The following is a 20,245-nucleotide window of genomic DNA, read 5'->3' on the forward strand; positions in this document are numbered from 1 at the left end:
TCAACAGTGATGAAATGCATTGCACCGGATTATAGGATAAAACGGCTCAGATCTTCATCTGCCACCAGAACATCCAGGTGTTTACTCACATATTCGGCATCGATAATGACGGTCTGGCCGTTCATCTCGCTGGCATCATAGGAAATATCTTCCACCAGACGCTCCAGCACGGTGTGCAGGCGACGCGCACCGATGTTCTCGGTGGTTTCGTTTACCTGCCACGCGGCCTGGGCGATACGCTTGATACCGTCTTCGGTGAATTCGATATTCACCCCTTCGGTCGCCATCAGCGCTTTGTACTGCACGGTGATGGAGGCATTCGGCTCGGTCAGGATGCGCTCGAAGTCATGGGTGGTCAGCGCTTTCAGCTCAACGCGGATCGGCAGACGCCCCTGCAGTTCCGGGATCAGATCGGACGGGCTGGCCACCTGGAACGCGCCCGAGGCGATGAACAGGATGTGGTCGGTCTTGACCATCCCGTGCTTAGTGGAGACGGTGCAGCCTTCCACCAGCGGCAGCAGGTCGCGCTGTACGCCTTCGCGAGACACGTCCGGGCCGGAGGAGTTGCCGCCGCGCTTACAGATTTTGTCGATTTCGTCGATAAAGACGATACCGTGCTGTTCTACAGCGTCGATGGCTTCCTGCTTCAGCTCTTCCGGGTTGACCAGCTTGGCCGCTTCTTCTTCAATCAGCAGCTTCATCGCGTCTTTGATTTTCAGCTTACGCGGTTTCTGCTTCTGACCGCCGAGGTTCTGGAACATGGACTGCAGCTGGCTGGTCATCTCTTCCATGCCCGGAGGGGACATGATTTCAACGCCCATCGGCGCCGCAGCGAGATCGATTTCAATCTCTTTATCGTCCAGCTGGCCTTCACGCAGTTTCTTGCGGAACGCCTGGCGCGCAGCAGAGGGTTCCTGCGGCTGTTCAGCCTGGCCCCAGTTGTTTTTCGCCGGTGGGATCAGCACGTCAAGCACGCGCTCTTCCGCCAGCTCTTCCGCGCGGTAACGGTTCTTATCGATGGACTGCATGCGAACCATTTTGATCGCCGCATCGGTCAGATCGCGGATGATCGAGTCTACTTCTTTACCAACATAGCCCACTTCGGTGAACTTGGTCGCTTCAACTTTAATAAACGGCGCGTTGGCCAGTTTCGCCAGACGACGGGCAATCTCGGTTTTACCGACGCCGGTTGGGCCGATCATCAGAATGTTTTTCGGCGTGACTTCATGACGCAGCTCTTCGTTAAGCTGCATCCGGCGCCAGCGGTTACGCAGGGCGATAGCAACAGAACGCTTGGCGGCGTCCTGGCCGATAATGTGTTTGTCCAGTTCGCTGACAATTTCGCGTGGGGTCATTTCAGACATGGGAGATCCTTACGCTTTAGAAGGTAATTCTTCGATGGTGTGGAAATGGTTGGTATAGATGCAGATATCACCTGCAATATCCAACGCTTTCTCGGCGATGTCGCGCGCGCCCATATCGGTGTTTTCCAACAGCGCGCGGGCCGCGGCCTGGGCGTAAGGACCGCCGGAGCCGATAGCAATCAAATCGTTTTCTGGCTGTACCACGTCGCCGTTACCGGTGATGATAAGCGACGCGTTTTCGTCCGCGACGGCCAGCAGCGCTTCCAGCTTGCGCAACATCCGATCGGTTCGCCAGTCTTTGGCCAGCTCAACGGCGGCCTTCACCAGATGGCCCTGGTGCATTTCCAGTTTACGTTCAAACAGTTCGAACAGCGTGAAGGCGTCAGCGGTGCCGCCAGCAAAACCGGCAATCACTTTGTCGTTATACAGACGACGCACTTTCTTCACGTTGCCCTTCATCACGGTGTTGCCCAGCGTGGCCTGGCCATCACCGGCAATAACAACATGGCCGTTACGGCGAACACTTACAATTGTAGTCACGAGCAGACCCCTTGGTTGCAAAAGCGGAACAGGGGCCCCGCGCTGTCCGCGGGGCCGAATGCAATTATAGATGGGGGGGATTTTGAGGGTTTCAACCCCTGGCGGCGAGACGAATGCAGTTCGCGTGTCCGGCCATCTTCAGACGGGTGATCATCTCGTTGGCGCTTTCTTTGCCTTTCAGCGGGCCAATGACTACGCGGTTCCAGCCGTTGTTGGTGGTGATATGTGAAGCAAACCCTTCAAAAGCCAGCTGAGCGCGGACGGTTTCGGCCTGCTCGGCGCCTTTAAAGGAGCCACACTGGATCATCCAGCTACGATCGTCTTTCTTCTCGGCGGCTTTCGGCGCTTCCTCCACGCGGGTTACCGGCGCGGCGGCCTGCGTACGTGGCTGCGTGGTATTGGTATGCGCCGGCGTCTGCAGCAGATCCTGGTACGGCTGCTGGTTCGACGCGGTCTGCTTCGGCTGTTGCTGTTGCACCGGCTTCGGCTGCTGGACGCGCGGCTGCTGCTGCACGGCCTGCGGCTGAGTTTGCGCCCACTGCTGCTGTTGCGCCTGCTGTTGCTGCTGTGCTAAACGCTGACGCTGCAACGTCTGCTGGCGCTGTGCCGGGGTTTGTTCGTTCCACGGCACTTCGGTCAGCTGGGTCGGCTGCTGGCGCATATCGGCCTGCATCTGGGCGAGCAGCTGGCGCTGCTCGTCGGTCAGCTGTTCCGGTTTCATCACCTCGCCACCGGCGGTCGGTTCGGTCGGCGCGCGGACGCCAGGCTGGCGGCTTTCCAGCTCTTTGATATAGCGCCAGCGCTCTTCCGGTTTTGGCGGCAAGCCGTTACCGGCGGCCTGGCGATTTTGCATCGCTTCCGCTTCTTCTTTCTTATGGTGCGTAATGAAATAAAGTCCACCGATAAAGGCCACCAGCACCGCCGCCGCGATCGCCACCATAGCCGGTGAAATCGCCGGAAGGCTGCTTTGCTTATTCCTTGAGCTTCGGGTAGTGCTCTTTTTGCGCCGCGAAGAAGCCGGTTGGCTGCGGCGTACATAATCTCGTTGTGCCACTATCGTTTCGCTGTCTTATATTTGTTCGTCAGCCCGCCATGTTACTTAAGCGGCGGGCCTTTGACCAGAAGAGCAGGCCCGAAAGCCTGATGGTTATCGTCTGATTTTTTGCGTACTGCCGCGAACGATCAGTTCGCAATCGAGCAGACGCGAGCCGCTGTTCACATTATGACCCTGCATTTGCTCAAGTAATAGCAGCATTCCTTCACGGCCGATATCAAAACGCGGCTGTGAAACGGTAGTCAACGGCGGATCGCAAAATTCAGACAACGCGATGTTATCGAAGCCGACAATCGACAGGTCGTCCGGCACCTTCAGGCCGCGGCGTTTCGCCAGCGACAAGGCGCCCAGCGCCATCACATCACTATGGCAGAAGACCGCGGTGGGCGGCACCGGCTGTGACAGCAGCTGCTCCAGCGCATTGGCGCCGGCTTCGAAAGTAAAGTTGCCGCGAGCGATATAGTGCGGATCGACGGTGATGCCACTGCGACGCAGCGCCTGCACGTAACCCTGCAGACGATAATGGCACAGCGGCATATCTTCCGGGCCAGCTATACAGCCAATACGCTGGTGTCCCAGTTCGTGGAGATAGTTCACCGCGTTAAAGGCCGCCGTCAGGTTATCGATGTGGACGGTGGGTAACTCCAGCTCCGGCGCGAATTCGTTCGACATGACCATCGGCGGCAAATTGCGCTGCTCTTCCACGCTGGCGTCGAACGGCAGGCGCGAGCTGAGCAGCACCATGCCGTCGATCTGCTTGGTGATAATAAGGTCAATAAAGGTTTTTTCTTTCTGGTTCTGGTGGGCGCAATCGCCGATTAACACCAGATAACCGTGCTCGGCGGCCGTGACTTCAATTCCGCGGATGACTTCACTAAAAAAGGGATCGCAGATATCCGGCACGATCACGAGGATCGTCCGCGATTCGTTGCGCTTCATATTTCGCCCGAGCGACTGGGGTAAATAGCCGACTTCCAGCGCCGCCTGCTCGACCCGGTTACGGGTGGCTTGCGACACCTTATCAGGGTTCATCAACGCTCGGGACACGGTTGCCGTGGAAACGTTTGCCTTGAGGGCGACGTCTTTCATGGTGGCGGCAACCACTTGTTTTTTGGGCTTCACCTGGTTTCTCCTCGCTGAATGGCGCTGACATTTCCCTTGCGCGCTAACTGCTGCATCATTTTTATCAGATAGTCGCGGCAGTGAGTTACAGAATTTTCATGAAAAACGTGATGCTTGTTGAATTTTTCGATCCGGCTCGCAAGAGAAGCCTTACCCTTCAATAGGATCGACATCCAGCACCCATTTCACTTTTCTCGCCTCCGGTAGCGTATTGATTAACGCCAGCGTACCGCTAACGATGTGCTGCAGGCGCACCCGCGAAGGGTGCTGCAGTAATATTTGCCAGCGCCAGCGGCCGCCGCGCTTCGGCGCCAGCGCCGGAACCGGACCGAGCACCCACAGTTTATCGTCGGCCAGCGGGCTGGCCTGCAAGAGATTACGTAACTGCTGTAAAAAAAGCGGCGCCTGCTGGTTGTTATGGTCTTCAGCACGTATCAACACGTGACTGGTCCACGGCGGTAGCTGCATCGTCTGGCGTTCGGCCTGCGCCTGCTCGGCAAAGGCGTCGTAGCCTTTATACAGCAGGGTCTGCAGCAGAGGATGCTCCGGATGGTGGGTTTGCAGGATCACTTCGCCCTGTTTTCCTGCCCGGCCCGCTCGTCCGGAGACCTGGGTATAGAGCTGAGCGAAACGCTCTGCGGAGCGGAAATCAGCGGAAAATAGCGCCCCGTCGACGTCCAGCAGGGAGACGAGGGTCACGTCCGGAAAGTGGTGGCCTTTGGCCAGCATTTGGGTGCCGATCAAAATGCGCGCGCCGCCGCGGTGGACTGCGGCGAGATGTTCCTCAAGCGCCCCTTTACGGCTGGTGGTATCGCGGTCGATACGCGAGATAGGCACGCCAGGGAACAGCGGCGTCAGGGACTGCTCCAGTTGCTCGGTGCCGATACCCACCGGCACCAGATGTGTGGAACCGCAGGAAGGGCACTGGCGCGGGATAGGGCGCTGACTGTCGCAATGGTGGCAGCGCAGATGGTGCTGCGCCTGGTGCAACGTATAGTAGCTGTCGCAGCGCGGGCACTCCGCGATCCAGCCGCAGTCGTGGCACAGCAGCGCCGGCGCAAAGCCGCGGCGGTTAAGAAACAGGATCACCTGGTTATCCGCCTGCAGATGCTGGCGCATGCGGTTGATCAGCGCGGGTGACAGACCCGCCTGCAGCACCTGTCCTTTCAGGTCGAGCACGTGCTGCTGGGCTGGACGCGCGTTGCCCGCGCGTTTGCTTAAGGTTAACTGCCGATATTTGCCCTGGCGGACGTTGTGCAGGGTCTCCAGCGCCGGCGTCGCCGAGCCGAGAATAATCGGGATCTGTTCGCTGTGAGCGCGCCATACCGCCAGGTCGCGGGCGTGGTAGCGCCAGCCCTCCTGCTGTTTGTAGGAGCTGTCATGCTCTTCGTCGATGACGATGACGCCGAGATCTTTAAACGGGGTAAACAGCGAGGAGCGAGTGCCGATCACAATGGCCGCTTCGCCGTTTTTCGCCTTCAGCCAGGCCGAGAGACGTTCGCTGTCATTGAGTCCGGAGTGCAGCACTTCCACCGGCGCATTAAAGCGCTGGCGAAAACGGGCGATAGTTTGCGGCGTCAGGCCGATCTCCGGCACCATCACCAGCGCCTGGCGCCCCTGCGCCAGTACATTCTCCAGCACGCTCAAGTAGACTTCCGTTTTCCCTGAGCCTGTGATGCCTGCCAGTAGCCAGGCGGAGAAGCGATCGGCAGCGCTGTGGATCGCCCCGACGGCGGTGGCCTGCTCGGTATTCAGACGCAGGCGCTCGCCGGCAACCGAATACGTGCTGCGCCAGTCGGTGAGGACGGGCGCTTCACAGGCCAGCTCCGCCAGCCCTTTGCCACGCAGCGCCTGCAGCGCCGCTTCATTAAATTCCAGTTCGCTAACCTGATGACGCCAGATCTTTCCCTGGCGCAGCGCCGCCAGCGCCTGCTGCTGCTTTGGGGAGCGTTTCAGACCGTTGAGGTCGACAGCCTGCCCCTGCTCGGTGGCGAACCAGTACCACAGCGGCGTCGCGCTGGCGGGTTTGCCCTGGCGCAGCAGAATGGGCAGCGCATGGAACAGCACATCGCCAATCGGATGATGGTAATACTCAGCCGCCCACATCAGCAGTCGCCAGACGGTGCCAGAGAAGACCGGCTCGTCGTCCAGCGCTTCGGCGACCGGTTTGAGTTCATCCAGCGGCAGCTCGCTGCGCTCGCTCACCGCCGCGACAATGCCGATCCGCTCCTGTTTGCCGAACGGCACCCGCACCCGACAGCCCGCTTTGACCGTCATGCCATCAGGCAGCAGATAGTCAAAGGTGCGCGGTAGCGGAACGGGTAGGGCAACGTGGGCGACGGGCATGTCATCTTCCTGACTTGAAATCTGGCGGGATAGTATACACATTACGATAAGGCGGCGCGGATCAGTTTGCATATGCTGGTCAAATTCTGTATGATTCGCCGCCTTCAATGCACTTTATACCGCATTGGAGATTGACCATTACCGTACGCTTCGCGCTGTCAGCAGTGTGGAAGACGACGGGAAATTATTAATATCGCGTGGTGTCTGGCGTTAGGGCTGGAAGAGCGACGCGGCCTTAACTGAGGTTCTCCCATGAAAAAAGGTATTCACCCAAAATACGAAGAAATTACTGCTACCTGTTCTTGCGGTAATGTCATGAAAATCCGTTCCACCGTTGGTCACGACCTGAACCTCGACGTGTGCGGTAAATGCCACCCGTTCTTCACCGGCAAACAGCGTGATGTTGCTACCGGTGGCCGTGTTGACCGCTTCAACAAGCGCTTCAGCATCCCGGGCAGCAAGTAAGTTGCCAGAAAAAGCCGCCTCAGGGCGGCTTTTTTGTGCCTCTCGCCAGCCTGCGCGGGACACAAAAAAGGGCGGAAGATTGCTTCCGCCCTTTTTATCAACTCAGTATTCCCACGTATCCGGGTCGATCCCCAGTTCACGCATAATCTCTTTCGCCGCTTCCGGGATCTCATCGCTGCGCTCTTTACGCAGGTCTTCATCGTTAGGCAACGGTTGTCCGGTAAAGGCATGCAGGAACGCTTCGCACAGCAGCTCGCTGTTGGTCGCGTGACGCAGGTTGTTCACCTGACGACGCGTGCGTTCATCGGTGAGGATTTTTAACACCTTCAGAGGAATGGAAACCGTAATTTTCTTTACTTGCTCACTCTTCTTACCGTGCTCAGCGTATGGGCTGATATATTCGCCGCTCCATTCAGCCATGAGATACCTTAATCCTCTGTTTATTAGTGAAGGGCCAGAATATTCCGCCCGGGCTATAATTGCGCGTAGTTTACCGTATGAGCGCGCTTTCTAACATGAGATAAGCCGCTACCGACGTGCGCTAATGCATATAATTTTAACGGCTATTTGCACTTTGCTCAATCTATACGCAAAGAAGTTTAGATGTCCAGATGTATTGACGTCTATTGTGACAATGTTTACTCTGGAGCCTGACTTTTCACCGATTCAGCCCAGGAACTTCCCAACATGACGCGTAAACAGGCCACCATCGCAGTGCGTAGCGGTTTAAATGACGACGAGCAGTACGGTTGCGTTGTCCCGCCGATCCACCTTTCCAGTACCTATAACTTCACCGGCTTTAATGAACCTCGCGCCCACGACTACTCCCGCCGCGGCAACCCGACGCGTGATGTGGTGCAGCGCGCCTTAGCGGAGCTGGAAGGTGGCGCCGGCGCGGTGCTGACCAATACCGGTATGTCGGCGATCCTGCTGGTGACGACGGTGTTCCTTAAGCCGGGCGATCTGCTGGTGGCGCCGCACGACTGCTACGGCGGCAGCTACCGTCTGTTCGACAGCCTGGCGAAGCGCGGCTGTTATCGCGTCCAGTTCGTCGATCAAAATGATGAGCAGGCGCTGCGGGCGGCGTTGGCGGAAAAACCGAAGCTGGTGCTGGTCGAAAGCCCAAGTAATCCATTGCTGCGGGTGGTGGATATTGCGAAAATCTGTGGTCTGGCACGTGAGGCAGGCGCGGTGAGCGTGGTGGACAACACCTTCCTGAGCCCGGCGCTGCAAAACCCGCTGGCGCTGGGTGCCGATCTGGTGTTGCATTCCTGTACTAAATACCTGAATGGCCACTCCGATGTGGTTGCCGGGGTGGTGATTGCCAACGATCCGGCGACTGTCACCGAACTGGCATGGTGGGCGAATAATATTGGCGTCACCGGCGGCGCCTTCGACAGCTATTTGTTGCTGCGCGGTCTGCGGACGCTGTCTCCGCGTATGGAAGTGGCGCAGCGTAATGCCCTGGCGATTGTTGAGTATCTGAAAACCCAGCCGCTGGTGAAAAAGCTGTATCATCCGTCGCTGCCGGAAAACCAGGGGCATGAAATTGCGGCGCGTCAGCAAAAAGGTTTTGGCGCAATGTTAAGCTTCGAGCTGGACGGTGACGAGCAGACGCTGCGCCGTTTCCTGAGCGGGCTGTCGCTGTTTACACTGGCGGAATCGCTGGGGGGCGTTGAAAGCCTGATTTCCCATGCGGCAACGATGACGCATGCCGGCATGGCGCCTGAAGCGCGTGCCGCCGCCGGAATTTCAGAAACGCTTCTGCGTATTTCAACCGGTATTGAAGATGGTGAAGATTTAATTGCCGACCTGGAAAATGGCTTCCGGGCAGCAAACGAGGAATAAAAATGAGTGTGATTGCGCAGGCAGGGGCGAAGGGTCGTCAGCTGCACAAATTTGGTGGGAGTAGTTTAGCGGATGCGAAATGTTACCTGCGCGTCGCGGGGATCATGAAGGAATATTCGCAGGCGGGCGACATGATGGTTGTCTCCGCCGCTGGCAGCACCACCAACCAGCTGATCAGCTGGCTTAAACTTAGCCAGAGCGATCGCCTTGCTGCGCATCAGGTTCAGCAGTCGCTTCGCCGTTATCAGACCGAGCTGATTGGCGGTCTGGTGGAGCCGGCGGCGGCTGACACGTTAATTGCCGCCTTCATCCATGACCTTGAGCGTCTGGCAGGGCTGCTTGATGGCGGGGTTACCGAAGCGGTTTATGCGGAAGTGGTCGGCCATGGTGAAGTCTGGTCCGCACGCCTGATGGCGGCGGTTCTTAACCAACTGGGTATGGAAGCGGCCTGGCTGGACGCGCGCGCTTTCCTGCGTGCGGAACGCGCCGCGCAGCCGCAGGTGGATGAAGGATTATCTTATCCACTGCTGCAACAGCTGATGGCGCAACATCCTAATAAGCGTCTGGTGGTGACCGGCTTTATCTCCCGCAACCAGGCCGGGGAAACCGTCCTGCTGGGCCGTAACGGGTCTGACTACTCCGCCACGCAGATCGGTGCGCTGGCGGGCGCCTCTCGCGTCACCATCTGGAGTGATGTCGCCGGGGTGTACAGCGCGGATCCGCGTAAGGTCAAAGATGCCTGTCTGCTGCCGCTGCTGCGTCTGGATGAAGCCAGCGAGCTGGCGCGTCTGGCCGCTCCAGTGCTCCACGCCCGCACGCTGCAGCCGGTGTCCGCCAGCGATATCGATCTGCAGTTACGTTGCAGCTATACGCCGGAACAGGGTTCTACGCGCATTGAGCGCGTGCTGGCTTCGGGTACTGGCGCGCGGATTGTCACCAGCCATGATGACGTCTGTCTGGTGGAGTTCCAGGTGCCGGCCAGCCATGATTTCAAACTGGCGCATAAAGAGCTGGACGCCCTGCTCAAACGCGCCCAGCTGCGCCCGTTAGCCGTTGGCGTCCATGCCGACCGTAAGCTGCTGCAGTTCTGCTATACCTCCGAGGTCGCCGACAGCGCGCTGAAGCTGCTCGATGAAGCGGGTCTGCCGGGCGAGCTGCGTCTGCGTCAGAAGCTGGCGCTGGTGGCGATGGTGGGCGCGGGTGTCACCCGTAACCCACTGCACTGCCATCGTTTCTGGCAGCAACTGAAAGGGCAACCGGTGGAGTTCACCTGGCAGTCCGAAGAGGGGATCAGTCTGGTAGCCGTGTTGCGCGCCGGACCAACGGAAAGCCTGATCCAGGGGCTGCATCAGACCTTGTTTCGTGCAGAGAAGCGTATTGGCCTGATGCTGTTCGGCAAGGGGAACATTGGCTCCCGCTGGCTGGAGCTGTTTGCCCGCGAACAAACCACCTTGTCGGCGCGTACTGGCTTCGAGTTTGTTCTCGCCGGCGTAGTCGACAGTAAACGCAGCCTGCTGAACTACGACGGGCTGGATGCCAGCCGGGCGCTGGCCTTCTTCAACGATGAAGCGGTGGAACAGGATGAAGAGTCGCTGTTCCTGTGGATGCGCGCGCATCCGTACGATGATTTAGTGGTGCTGGACGTCACCGCCAGCGAACAGCTGGCCGACCAGTACCTTGATTTCGCCAGCCATGGTTTCCATGTGATCAGCGCCAACAAGCTGGCGGGCGCCAGCAGCAGTGATAAATATCGCCAGATCCACGACGCGTTTGAGAAGACGGGTCGCCACTGGCTGTATAACGCTACGGTTGGCGCGGGTTTGCCGGTGAACCATACCGTGCGCGATCTGATCGACAGCGGCGACACCATCCTCGGTCTGAGCGGTATCTTCTCGGGAACGCTCTCCTGGCTGTTCCTGCAGTTTGATGGCACAGTGCCGTTCACCGACCTGGTGGATCAGGCCTGGCAGCAGGGGCTGACCGAGCCGGATCCGCGCGTCGATCTGTCCGGTAAGGATGTAATGCGTAAGCTGGTGATCCTCGCGCGGGAAGCGGGTTATGACATCGAACCGGATCAGGTCCGTGTGGAATCACTGGTCCCTGCACACTGCGAAGAGGGGTCGGTCGATCACTTCTTTGAAAATGGCGAAGAGCTGAACGAGCAAATGCTGCAGCGCCTGGAGGCGGCCCGCGAAATGGGGCTGGTGCTCCGCTACGTGGCGCGCTTTGATGCTAACGGCAAAGCACGCGTCGGCGTGGAAGCGGTACGCGAAGAGCACCCGCTGGCGGCGCTGCTGCCGTGCGATAACGTGTTCGCCATCGAAAGCCGCTGGTATCGCGATAACCCGCTGGTGATCCGCGGACCCGGCGCCGGGCGCGATGTGACCGCCGGAGCGATCCAGTCGGATATTAACCGTCTGGCGCAGCTGCTGTAGTTCCGAGAAAAGACCAGGCGCTGCCTGGTCTTTTTTGTTAGTGCGCCGCAAACACCGCCTTGGCGGCAAACAGGCCGTTGAGTGCTGCCGGGAATCCGGCGTAGACCGCCATCTGCATGATCACTTCCGTAATCTCCTCTTGTGTCAGGCCGACATTTAATCCTGCGGCAATGTGTACTTTCAGCTGTGGCGCGGCGTTACCCAGCGCGGTGAGCGCGGCAATAGTGGCGATTTCCCGGCTGCGTAAGTCGAGCCCTGGCCTGGCGTAAATATCGCCGAAGGGGAACTCAATCAGATAGCGGGCGAAATCGGGGGCGATATCCTGCAGGCTGTCGACGACGGCTTCCCCGCCGTGGCCATCCACCCGCTGCAGCATTTCCTGACCGGTGATATAACGTTCGCTGGACATCGTTTTTTCCTCTCTGTGATGGCGCGTTAAGAGGAAGGGTAGGGAAGTGTGCCGGACTTGAGTAATACCCTTTTCGTGATACCTTTTCAGTATGACAACTTCGCGATTACATTCCCTGGATATTCGCCTGCTGCGCGCCTTTGCCGTGGTGGCGGAGGAAAATAACATCAGCCGGGCGGCGCAGCGGTTATTTATCTCGCAGCCGCCGCTGACCCGCCATATCCGCCATCTGGAAGCGCAGCTGGGGGTGACGCTGTTTCAGCGCCACAGCAAAGGCTTGATCCTGACCGACGCGGGAAGAGAGGTGCTGGAGATGATTCGACCTCTGCTGGTGCTCCAGGAACGCACGCTGGCGGCATTGAGCCAGCTCTCCGCTCACTCGCCGCAGCCCTTGCGTCTGGGATTGACCACCGCCTTTGAACAGGGCATTTTCGCCGCCGTTGAATCTGCGCTGAGCGATCATACCCGCACGTTGCATATTACCCGCCACGCCTCGCCGGCGCTGGCTCAGCAGGTGCGCAAAGGCAAACTCGATGCGGCGCTGGTCGCGCTGCCGCTGAATACTGAAGGGCTGCACCTGCATCCATTGCCGTATCAGGAGCCGCTCATCGCGGCATTGCCAGCCTCCTGGCCGGAAGCCGCCACGCCAGCGTTAACGCTACGCGCGCTCAATCACCGGCCGCTGTTCTGGTTTAAACGCGAACGCAATCCCGATTTCTTTGACTACACGCGACGTATTTTCGACCGGGCTGGCTATACCCCCGCTTACGTGGAAGAGCCTGCCGAACATGATGTGCTGCTGGCGCGTATTGCGCGTGGCGAAGGCATGATCCTCCTGCCGGCGTCCTTTTCCGCGATCCAGCGTCAGGGGGTGGTGTTCTGTCCTGTCGCTGAAGGCGACAGCATGCCGTTAAGCCTTGGCGTGGTCTATGCGCCTCACCAGGCAGAATCCGTGCAGCAATGGCTCTCACTGCTGGATGATCACCTGACGACTGGCTAGTCTCAGGCTGAACATCGTGCTACCCCATATTGACTGCAGAGCGAGCTCTTTCGGCTGGCAAAGCGCCGGAAGATGAATTTTTTTCATTTTGGAGGCCTATTCCTCACTCTTTACGCAGATTTTTCTATTGACGCCCGCGCGCTTTTCCGTCATTTTTACATCTGGACGTCTAAACGTATAGAAGTTCGCAATATAACAGCCATTACATGCGATTGATGAGGTAAGGTATGAGCTTTTTTCACGCCAATCAGCGGGAAGCCCTGAATCAGAGCCTGGCGGAAGTCCAGGGCCAGATTAATGTGTCTTTTGAATTCTTTCCGCCGCGCACCAGTGAAATGGAGCAAACCCTGTGGAAATCCATCGATCGCCTGAGCAGTCTGAAACCGAAGTTTGTTTCGGTAACCTATGGCGCGAACTCTGGCGAGCGCGATCGCACCCACAGCATCATCAAAGGCATTAAAGAGCGAACTGGTCTGGAAGCCGCGCCGCACCTGACCTGTATCGATGCCACTCGTGATGAGCTGCGTACTATCGCTCAGGATTACTGGAACAACGGTATTCGCCATATCGTCGCCCTGCGCGGCGACCTGCCGCCGGGTAGCGGTAAACCGGATATGTATGCCGCCGATCTGGTGACGCTGCTGAAAGAGGTGGGCGATTTTGATATCTCTGTCGCCGCGTATCCTGAAGTGCATCCGGAAGCGAAAAGCGCACAGGCGGATTTGCTGAACCTGAAGCGTAAAGTCGAGGCGGGCGCCAACCGCGCGATCACCCAGTTCTTCTTCGATGTGGAAAGCTACCTGCGTTTTCGCGATCGCTGCGTTTCGGCGGGCATCGACGTGGAAATCATTCCGGGTATCCTGCCGGTCTCCAACTTTAAACAGGCGAAAAAGTTTGCGGATATGACCAACGTCCGTATCCCGGTGTGGATGTCGAAAATGTTCGAAGGGCTGGATAACGACGCCGAAACCCGTCAGTTGGTGGGGGCGAATATCGCCATGGACATGGTGAAGATTTTAAGCCGGGAAGGGGTAAAAGACTTCCACTTCTATACCCTGAACCGCGCCGAGATGAGCTACGCCATCTGCCATACGCTGGGCGTGCGTCCGGCCTGAGTGCTTGCCGTTTCCGCGGTCAGTAGGCGGCGCGTTCGACAGATAGACATAAAAAAACACCCGGCTGATGCCGGGTGTTTTGCTCTGGGTTATTCCCATTCCTGCAGGAAGCGCTGACCGTATTGGTCGGCCACCAACAGCGCGGCGTAGACCTGGTCTGAGTCGACGCCGCCCGGCATATTGTGAATGGTTTCGCCTTCAGCGCAGGCGGCTTCCGCCACCAGGCGCATTTTGGTCGGGATATCACCTTTGATGTCCAGCTGCGCCAGGGTGATCGGCAGCCCAACGCTGTGGCACAGCGCGGCGACGGTCTCTATTTCGTCCACCGGCGCATTTTCCAGCACCAGCTGCGTCAGGGTACCGAACGCCACTTTTTCCCCGTGATAATAGTGGTGGGCGTCAGGGATGGCCGTCATGCCGTTATGAATCGCGTGCGCCGCCGCCAGGCCGCCGCTTTCGAAACCCACGCCGCTCAGGTAGGTGTTGGCTTCCACCACTCGCTCCAGCGCCGGGGTGACCACGTGCTGTTCGGCGGCCAGCATCGCTTTTTCACCCTCTTCGAGTAAGGTGTTGTAGCACAGCTCGGCCAGCGCCAGCGCCGCCTGAGTGCATTTCCCGCCCGCCATGGTGGTGGCGCCGCTACGGGAGCAGGCGCGGGCTTCGAACCAGGTGGCCAGCGCATCGCCAATCCCGGCGGCCAGCAGGCGAGCTGGCGCACCGGCAACAATCTGCGTATCGACAATGACCATGTTGGGGTTGTGCGGCAGCATCAGGTAGCTGTCGAACTCCCCTTCGTCGGTGTAAATCACCGACAGCGCGCTACACGGCGCATCGGTGGAGGCGATGGTGGGGGCGATCGCCACCGGCACCTTCATAAAATGGGCCAGCGCTTTCGCGGTATCCAGCGTTTTACCACCGCCGATCCCCAGCACGGCGGTGCACTTCGCGCTGCCGGCGATATCGCGCAGGCGATTGATTTCATTATGCGAACACTCACCGCCAAACGGCGCGATTTCGGCCGCCAGGCCAGCGTCGGCCAGGCTTTTACGCAGCATCTCTTCCGCAAACCCCAGTACGAACTTATCGCCGACTACCAGCCAGCGTTCGGCCAGCGGCTTCAGATAGTCGCCGAGGCGCTTGATGGCGCCTGCGCCCTGAATGTATTTGCCTGGTGATTGAATAATGCGATCCATTTCGATTCCTCCTCGATGACCGTGCTGCCGCCCGCAGGCGACTCGCAGGTCCGGTTACAGGTTCAGCGTGCCAAAGGCGTTATTCCAGTCCTGTTCAAACTTCTCTATGGCTGACTCTACCGCAGGGGTGCCGAGCATTTGTTGCGCTACATCTAATGGAAGGGTGATGGCTTCGCAACCGGCCAGCAGGCAATCCAGCGCCTGACGGGGCGTTTTGAAGCTCGCCGCCAGCACTTTGCTCTCGGGCGCATGCATTTCCAGCAGAGATTGCAGCTCCTGCACCATGCGGATACCGTCCCCGCCCTGGGCGTCAACGCGGTTAACGTAAGGCGCGACGTACTTTGCGCCGGCCAGTGCGGCCAGCAGGCCTTGCGAAGCGCTGTAGACGGCGGTGCCAAGAGTCGGGATGCCTTCCTTCTTCAGCATTTTGATAGCGGCGAGGCCTTCGGCGGTCACCGGGATTTTGACCACGATGCCCGGCACGGCGTTGCTCAGGCGTTTAGCTTCTTCCACCATGCCCTGCGCATCGCGGCTCATGGTCTGCGCGAAGAGGGTGCCCTCCGGACCGATGGCTTTCTGCAGGCGTGGGAGCACGTCCCATACCGGAGTTTTACCGGCGGCGATAATGCTCGGGTTGGTGGTTACCCCGGCCAACGGGTAGATGCGGGCCAGGCGTTCCACTTCGGCGACGTTGGCGGTATCCAGATAGAGTTCCATCGTGTTTTCCTCAATGCTTAATTCGATATTGTCGTTGAGGTAAGCATACGGCTTTCGTTCGAAGGACCGCCAGATGACAAATTTGCCAAAAACTGGATAAATGTACGCATCACGATTAAGGATGATTTAGATCACATTTATCGGCGATGGTGGGGTTGGGCAGCAATAAAAGCGCGCACAAAAGTCAGGTTTAACACACAAAAATCTAGTTTTTGGCCGGAGAAGATATTTCCGTTAACTGGCTATGATACTGACGGCGGTATTCAGACGGCGAGCGCTCGGTGGTTTTGCGAAACAGGCGGCAGAAATAATTGCTGTCGGCGAAGCCGCAGGCGTGGGCGATATCTTTCACTTTCATATCGTGGCCCTTCAGCAGCATACGGGCCTGTTCAAGACGAATATGGTTCAGATATTCATTGAAGCCCATTGGCCCGCATTTCTGGAACAGGTGAGAAAGATAGTTGGGGGAGAGATAGAACGCCTGGGCCACCGATTCCCGGCTCAGCGGCTCTGCATAATGGGCGTCCATGTACTGGCGGATCGCCTCAAACAGCGCCTGGCTGCGCGAGGAGGTTTGCGCCTGGCTGCCGAGAAGGTCATGGCAGTGGCTGAGCAGGCTGACGACAATGCTGCGGGCGGTTCGCTGCTCCTGCGGCTGCATCCGGAGCTCATTGAGCGCCTGCAGCAGAAATGAACCGACGCGCGGCCCGCGGCGCAGCGCCTGCCGCTTTTCGACAACGGTTATCGCCTTGCCATTCCAGTGCTGCAGCGAGCACTCCAGTCGCTGCTTATCGAACAGGATACTTAACAGCAGGCAGGGCGCCTGCCACTGGGGGCAGTTCCAGCTATCGCCAGGGATATAGAGCACGTCGTTCGCCTCAAGAGGGCTGGCGTTTTTGCCGAGTGCCCGGTCGGGCAACTGCCCATTGAGGATGATGTTCAGACGGGGAAAATCAACCTGCACTACCGGCTCAGCAGGCGAGCGCATCTCGCCGGCAAAATAGACCCGGCCGATACCATTCTGTTTTTTTAGGAATGAATCAATAAGTTGATTGATATCGTTGTCCATCATTCTTCCGTTCAGCGCATCACCTCTTTCATCATACCGGACATTTTTCCAGCGGTAAAAGCGCTTGCCAGTCACGCTTGCTTCCCAGATAAGATATGTTATATCGTAACAATTTGTCACCATTGATAGCAAACTCAGGAGAGAGTAATGACCAGAAAGATCCCCCTGCTGGCCTTTGGATTCGGCATGGCGTTAGCCAGCGCCCAGGCGTTTGCCCACGGCAATCATAACCATGGCCCGGCGTTAACCGACATCGAGCGTCAGGCCAGCGAAGGCATTTTTGCCGATAAAAATGTGCAGGACCGCGCGCTGAGCGACTGGGAGGGCGTCTGGCAGTCGGTAAACCCGTATCTGCTCAATGGCGACCTCGATCCGGTGCTGGAGCAGAAGGCGAAAAAGCCCGGCGGCAAGAGCGTCGAGGAGTATCGCGCTTATTATAAGAAGGGCTACGCCACCGATGTGGAGCAGATTGGCATTGAAAATGATGTGATTGAGTTCCACGTTGGCGAGACCGTCAACAGCTGCAAATACCGCTATTCAGGCTACAAAATTCTGCATTACGCCTCCGGCAAGAAGGGCGTACGTTACCTGTTTGAGTGCCAGCAGGGCGATGCCAACGCGCCGAAATTTGTGCAGTTCAGCGACCATATTATTGGCCCGCGTAAATCGCAGCATTTCCATATTTTCATGGGCAATGAATCACAGGAGGCGTTGCTGAAAGAGATGGATAACTGGCCGACCTATTATCCATATGCGCTGCATAAAGAGCAGATCGTTGATGAGATGCTGCACCACTAGAACAGGTGAAAATCCCCCGACCGGGCGGCCGGGGGAGAGAGGCTTCGATTAGCCGGTGTTACGCATACCGGCGGCAACGCCGGCGATGGTGACCATCAGCGCTTGTTCAACGCGCGGATCCGGGTCCTTGCCTGCTTCTTCGGCCTGGCGTGAACGGTGCAGCAGTTCCGCCTGCAGGACGTTCAGCGGGTCGGTATAGATATTACGCAGCTGGATAGACTCGGCGATCCACGGCAGGTCGGCCATCAGATGGGAGTCATTGGCGATGGCCAACACGACGTTGATGTCGGCAGCCAGCAGCTTACGCAGCTCGGTACCCAGCGCCCACAGCTCCGGCTTCACCAGGCGCTGATCGTAGTACTCCGCCAGCCACAGGTCGGCCTTCGAGTAAACCATCTCCAGCATGCCAAGGCGGGTGGAGAAGAACGGCCAGTCGCGACACATCGCTTCCAGTTCACTCTGTTTTCCACCTTCGACCACCTTCTGCAGCGCGGCGCCAGCGCCCAGCCAGGCCGGTAGCATCAGGCGGTTCTGGGTCCAGGCGAAGATCCACGGAATGGCGCGCAGCGACTCGACGCCGCCGGTCGGGCGACGTTTTGCCGGACGCGAACCCAGCGGCAGTTTGCCCAGCTCCTGCTCCGGAGTCGCAGAGCGGAAGTAAGGCACGAAATCTTTGTTTTCACGTACGTAGCCGCGATACATCTTGCAGGAGACGTCGGACAGCTCAGCCATGATGTCGCGCCATTCGGCTTTCGGTTCCGGCGGCGGCAGTAGGTTGGCTTCCAGAATGGCGCTGGTATATAGCGACAGACTGCTGATGGTCACTTCCGGCAGGCCGTACTTAAAGCGGATCATCTCGCCCTGCTCGGTGACGCGCAGGCCGCCTTTAAGGCTTCCCGGCGGCTGCGAGAGCAGCGCCGCGTGGGCTGGCGCGCCGCCGCGGCCGATGGAACCGCCGCGTCCGTGGAACAGCGTCAGTTCGATACCGGCTTTCTCACAGGTTTTGATCAGCGCGTCCTGCGCCTGGTACTGCGCCCAGGAGGCGGCCATCACGCCAGCATCTTTGGCGGAGTCAGAATAGCCAATCATGACCATCTGCTTGCCCTGGATAAAGCCGCGGTACCAGTCGATATTCAGCAGCTGAGTCATGACATCGTTGGCGTTGTTTAGGTCGTCCAGCGTTTCGAACAGCGGGGCCACCGGCAGAGCAAAACCAATCCCGGCCTCTTTCAGCAGCAGATGAACCGCCAGCACGTCGGACGGCGTTTTGGCCATCGAGATCACGTAGGCGGCGATCGATCCGCGCGGCGCCTCGGCGATCACTTTGCAGGTATCGAGGACTTCGCGCGTCTCTTCGCTTGGCTCCCACTGACGCGGCAGCAACGGACGTTTGGAGTTCAGTTCGCGGATCAGGAAAGCCTGTTTGTCGGCTTCTGACCAGCTTTCGTAATCGCCGATCCCGAGGTAACGGGTCATTTCGCCCAGCGCTTCGGTATGGCGAGTGCTTTCCTGACGGATATCAATACGCACCAGTGGTACGCCGAAAGACTTCACGCGGCGCAGGGTGTCGAGCAGTTCGCCGTTGGCGATAATGCCCATACCGCAGGCCTGCAGCGATTTATAGCAGGCGTACAGCGGTTCCCACAGCTGCTCGTTCTGAGTGATCAGTCCCGCCGGTTTCGGCAGCTTCTGACCTTTCAGGCGCGCTTCCAGCCAGGCCTGGGTCTCCATCAGCTGAGTGCGCAGTTTCTTCATCAGATAACGGTACGGTTCCTGAGCACCCTCGGCGCCAGCCAGCGCGCGAAGTTCGTCGGTACACTCCACCATCGACAGCTCGGAGATCAGCACCTGCACGTCTTTGAGGAACAGATCGGTGGCTTTCCAGCGGCTGAGCAGCAGCACGTGGCGAGTGATGTCGGCGGTCACGTTCGGGTTGCCGTCGCGGTCACCGCCCATCCACGAGGTGAAACGCACCGGGACGAAGTCCACCGGAAGCTGATAGCCAAGGTTGGCTTCCAGCTGTTCGTTCAGCTCGCGCAGATAGTTAGGCACCCCTTCCCACAGGCTGTTTTCCACCACCGCGAAGCCCCATTTGGCTTCGTCGACCGGAGACGGGCGGTATTTACGGATCTCGTCAGTATGCCAGGACTGGGCGATCAGCTGGCGCAGACGGCGCATCAGCTGATGGTGTTCGTAGTCGGCGATGTCTTTATTGTCCAGTTGCTTGAGGCAGCTGTTCACTTCCACCATTTTATGGATCAGCGTCCGGCGGGTGATCTCGGTCGGGTGGGCGGTTAATACCAGCTCCAGAGACAGAGATTCCACCGCTTTTTTGATGGTGTCTTCGTTGAGATTGGGTTGGTCTTTGAGCTTTCTCAGGGTACGCGCAATGACTTCCGGATTGCTGGCCGCTTCGCCATTTGGCGAAATGCTGTGGTACTGCTCAGCGGTGTTCGCCAGATTCAGAAACTGGCTGAAGGCACGGGCAACCGGCAGCAGTTCGTCGTTAGACAAATTCTGCAGCGTGGTCAGCAGCTCCTGGCGGTTAGCTTCGTTGCCGGCGCGTGAAGATTTGGACAACTTACGGATAGTTTCGACACGATCAAGAATATTTTCTCCCAATGCATCCTTGATGGTATCGCCCAGCACCTTGCCGAGCATACTGACATTACTACGCAATGCGGAATATTGTTCGTTCATGTTACCCCAGACACCCCATCTCATTTTATTTTGTTATATCCGCTGCGCTGGAACGTGAGCAACGGATAAG

Annotated in this window: 17 protein-coding genes; 6 read left to right on the forward strand and 11 right to left on the reverse strand. The window is 58.3% G+C overall.

Going from position 1 to position 20,245, the window contains the following annotated elements; genetic code table 11:
• Window positions 1–29 precede the first annotated feature (29 nt).
• The 5 genes from hslU to priA all read right to left on the reverse strand — a co-directional run bounded on the left by hslU (window position 30) and on the right by priA (window position 6,426).
• Window positions 30–1,364, reverse strand: coding sequence for an HslU--HslV peptidase ATPase subunit (hslU, locus tag HMPREF3142_RS16160; RefSeq protein WP_008807871.1), 1,335 nt, complete (start codon window positions 1,362–1,364; stop codon window positions 30–32).
• 9 nt (window positions 1,365–1,373) lie between these two features.
• On the reverse strand, window positions 1,374–1,904 hold the full coding sequence (gene hslV, locus HMPREF3142_RS16165; RefSeq protein WP_002882918.1) for an ATP-dependent protease subunit HslV: 531 nt from the start codon (window positions 1,902–1,904) through the stop codon (window positions 1,374–1,376).
• 91 nt (window positions 1,905–1,995) lie between these two features.
• Window positions 1,996–2,958: a cell division protein FtsN gene (gene ftsN / locus HMPREF3142_RS16170; RefSeq protein WP_071599441.1), complete on the reverse strand. Its 963-nt coding sequence runs from the start codon at window positions 2,956–2,958 to the stop codon at window positions 1,996–1,998.
• A gap of 93 nt (window positions 2,959–3,051) precedes the next feature.
• Window positions 3,052–4,080: a DNA-binding transcriptional regulator CytR gene (gene cytR / locus HMPREF3142_RS16175; protein ID WP_004203676.1), complete on the reverse strand. Its 1,029-nt coding sequence runs from the start codon at window positions 4,078–4,080 to the stop codon at window positions 3,052–3,054.
• A gap of 150 nt (window positions 4,081–4,230) precedes the next feature.
• Entirely contained in the window at window positions 4,231–6,426 is a 2,196-nt protein-coding gene (gene priA / locus HMPREF3142_RS16180; RefSeq protein WP_070612227.1) for a primosomal protein N', read from the reverse strand.
• A gap of 252 nt (window positions 6,427–6,678) precedes the next feature.
• Between priA and rpmE the strand changes: the two genes are divergently transcribed.
• Window positions 6,679–6,891 (forward strand): 50S ribosomal protein L31, encoded by a 213-nt coding sequence (gene rpmE, locus HMPREF3142_RS16185; protein WP_008807868.1) that lies wholly within the window; start codon window positions 6,679–6,681, stop codon window positions 6,889–6,891.
• Window positions 6,892–6,993: 102 nt separating this feature from the next.
• Here the strand turns inward: rpmE and metJ are convergent, their stop codons facing one another.
• A complete protein-coding gene (gene metJ, locus HMPREF3142_RS16190) occupies window positions 6,994–7,311 on the reverse strand; it encodes a met regulon transcriptional regulator MetJ (protein ID WP_004107547.1) in 318 nt (105 codons plus the stop codon).
• 267 nt (window positions 7,312–7,578) lie between these two features.
• Between metJ and metB the strand changes: the two genes are divergently transcribed.
• A complete protein-coding gene (metB, locus tag HMPREF3142_RS16195) occupies window positions 7,579–8,739 on the forward strand; it encodes a cystathionine gamma-synthase (protein WP_008807867.1) in 1,161 nt (386 codons plus the stop codon).
• Between the two features lie 2 nt (window positions 8,740–8,741).
• Complete coding sequence (locus tag HMPREF3142_RS16200; protein WP_008807866.1) at window positions 8,742–11,174, forward strand: bifunctional aspartate kinase/homoserine dehydrogenase II; 2,433 nt, start codon at window positions 8,742–8,744, stop codon at window positions 11,172–11,174.
• Between the two features lie 37 nt (window positions 11,175–11,211).
• On the opposite strand, the gene HMPREF3142_RS16205 is transcribed toward HMPREF3142_RS16200, so the two are convergent.
• Window positions 11,212–11,583 carry a carboxymuconolactone decarboxylase family protein gene (locus tag HMPREF3142_RS16205; RefSeq protein WP_008807865.1) on the reverse strand — a complete coding sequence of 124 codons (372 nt, stop codon included), beginning with the start codon at window positions 11,581–11,583 and terminating at the stop codon, window positions 11,212–11,214.
• Window positions 11,584–11,674: 91 nt separating this feature from the next.
• Between HMPREF3142_RS16205 and HMPREF3142_RS16210 the strand changes: the two genes are divergently transcribed.
• Window positions 11,675–12,583, forward strand: coding sequence for a LysR family transcriptional regulator (locus HMPREF3142_RS16210; RefSeq protein ID WP_008807864.1), 909 nt, complete (start codon window positions 11,675–11,677; stop codon window positions 12,581–12,583).
• A 227-nt stretch (window positions 12,584–12,810) separates the two neighbouring features.
• Window positions 12,811–13,698: a methylenetetrahydrofolate reductase gene (gene metF, locus HMPREF3142_RS16215; protein ID WP_008807863.1), complete on the forward strand. Its 888-nt coding sequence runs from the start codon at window positions 12,811–12,813 to the stop codon at window positions 13,696–13,698.
• 89 nt (window positions 13,699–13,787) lie between these two features.
• Here the strand turns inward: metF and gldA are convergent, their stop codons facing one another.
• The 3 genes from gldA to HMPREF3142_RS16230 form a co-directional block, all read right to left on the reverse strand.
• The gene (gldA, locus tag HMPREF3142_RS16220) at window positions 13,788–14,891 is read right to left on the reverse strand and encodes a bifunctional L-1,2-propanediol dehydrogenase/glycerol dehydrogenase (RefSeq protein WP_012969213.1); all 1,104 of its coding nucleotides are present in this window, start codon (window positions 14,889–14,891) and stop codon (window positions 13,788–13,790) included.
• Window positions 14,892–14,945: 54 nt separating this feature from the next.
• Complete coding sequence (gene fsa, locus HMPREF3142_RS16225; protein ID WP_008807861.1) at window positions 14,946–15,608, reverse strand: fructose-6-phosphate aldolase; 663 nt, start codon at window positions 15,606–15,608, stop codon at window positions 14,946–14,948.
• A gap of 205 nt (window positions 15,609–15,813) precedes the next feature.
• Window positions 15,814–16,800: an AraC family transcriptional regulator gene (locus HMPREF3142_RS16230; protein ID WP_176747618.1), complete on the reverse strand. Its 987-nt coding sequence runs from the start codon at window positions 16,798–16,800 to the stop codon at window positions 15,814–15,816.
• A gap of 24 nt (window positions 16,801–16,824) precedes the next feature.
• On the opposite strand from HMPREF3142_RS16230, the gene zinT reads away from it, so the two are divergent.
• Window positions 16,825–17,475: a metal-binding protein ZinT gene (gene zinT / locus HMPREF3142_RS16235; protein ID WP_008807859.1), complete on the forward strand. Its 651-nt coding sequence runs from the start codon at window positions 16,825–16,827 to the stop codon at window positions 17,473–17,475.
• 48 nt (window positions 17,476–17,523) lie between these two features.
• Here zinT and ppc read toward each other — a convergent pair whose 3' ends face one another.
• On the reverse strand, window positions 17,524–20,175 hold the full coding sequence (gene ppc, locus HMPREF3142_RS16240; protein WP_008807858.1) for a phosphoenolpyruvate carboxylase: 2,652 nt from the start codon (window positions 20,173–20,175) through the stop codon (window positions 17,524–17,526).
• Between the last annotated feature and the right edge of the window lie 70 nt (window positions 20,176–20,245).

This window comes from Klebsiella sp. HMSC16C06 (assembly GCF_001808325.1).
Classification (GTDB): Bacteria; Pseudomonadota; Gammaproteobacteria; order Enterobacterales; family Enterobacteriaceae; genus Klebsiella; species Klebsiella variicola.

Excerpts from the sequence above, each read along its gene's own strand:
- hslU (WP_008807871.1), bottom strand. The coding sequence starts at position 1,364 with ATGTCTGAAATGACCCCACGCGAAATTGTCAGCGAACTGGACAAACAC.
- priA (WP_070612227.1), bottom strand. The coding sequence starts at position 6,426 with ATGCCCGTCGCCCACGTTGCCCTACCCGTTCCGCTACCGCGCACCTTT.
- metF (WP_008807863.1), top strand. The coding sequence starts at position 12,811 with ATGAGCTTTTTTCACGCCAATCAGCGGGAAGCCCTGAATCAGAGCCTG.
- metB (WP_008807867.1), top strand. The coding sequence starts at position 7,579 with ATGACGCGTAAACAGGCCACCATCGCAGTGCGTAGCGGTTTAAATGAC.
- HMPREF3142_RS16200 (WP_008807866.1), top strand. The coding sequence starts at position 8,742 with ATGAGTGTGATTGCGCAGGCAGGGGCGAAGGGTCGTCAGCTGCACAAA.
- metJ (WP_004107547.1), bottom strand. The coding sequence starts at position 7,311 with ATGGCTGAATGGAGCGGCGAATATATCAGCCCATACGCTGAGCACGGT.
- HMPREF3142_RS16210 (WP_008807864.1), top strand. The coding sequence starts at position 11,675 with ATGACAACTTCGCGATTACATTCCCTGGATATTCGCCTGCTGCGCGCC.
- rpmE (WP_008807868.1), top strand. The coding sequence starts at position 6,679 with ATGAAAAAAGGTATTCACCCAAAATACGAAGAAATTACTGCTACCTGT.
- ppc (WP_008807858.1), bottom strand. The coding sequence starts at position 20,175 with ATGAACGAACAATATTCCGCATTGCGTAGTAATGTCAGTATGCTCGGC.
- zinT (WP_008807859.1), top strand. The coding sequence starts at position 16,825 with ATGACCAGAAAGATCCCCCTGCTGGCCTTTGGATTCGGCATGGCGTTA.
- fsa (WP_008807861.1), bottom strand. The coding sequence starts at position 15,608 with ATGGAACTCTATCTGGATACCGCCAACGTCGCCGAAGTGGAACGCCTG.
- HMPREF3142_RS16205 (WP_008807865.1), bottom strand. The coding sequence starts at position 11,583 with ATGTCCAGCGAACGTTATATCACCGGTCAGGAAATGCTGCAGCGGGTG.
- HMPREF3142_RS16230 (WP_176747618.1), bottom strand. The coding sequence starts at position 16,800 with ATGGTGACAAATTGTTACGATATAACATATCTTATCTGGGAAGCAAGC.
- gldA (WP_012969213.1), bottom strand. The coding sequence starts at position 14,891 with ATGGATCGCATTATTCAATCACCAGGCAAATACATTCAGGGCGCAGGC.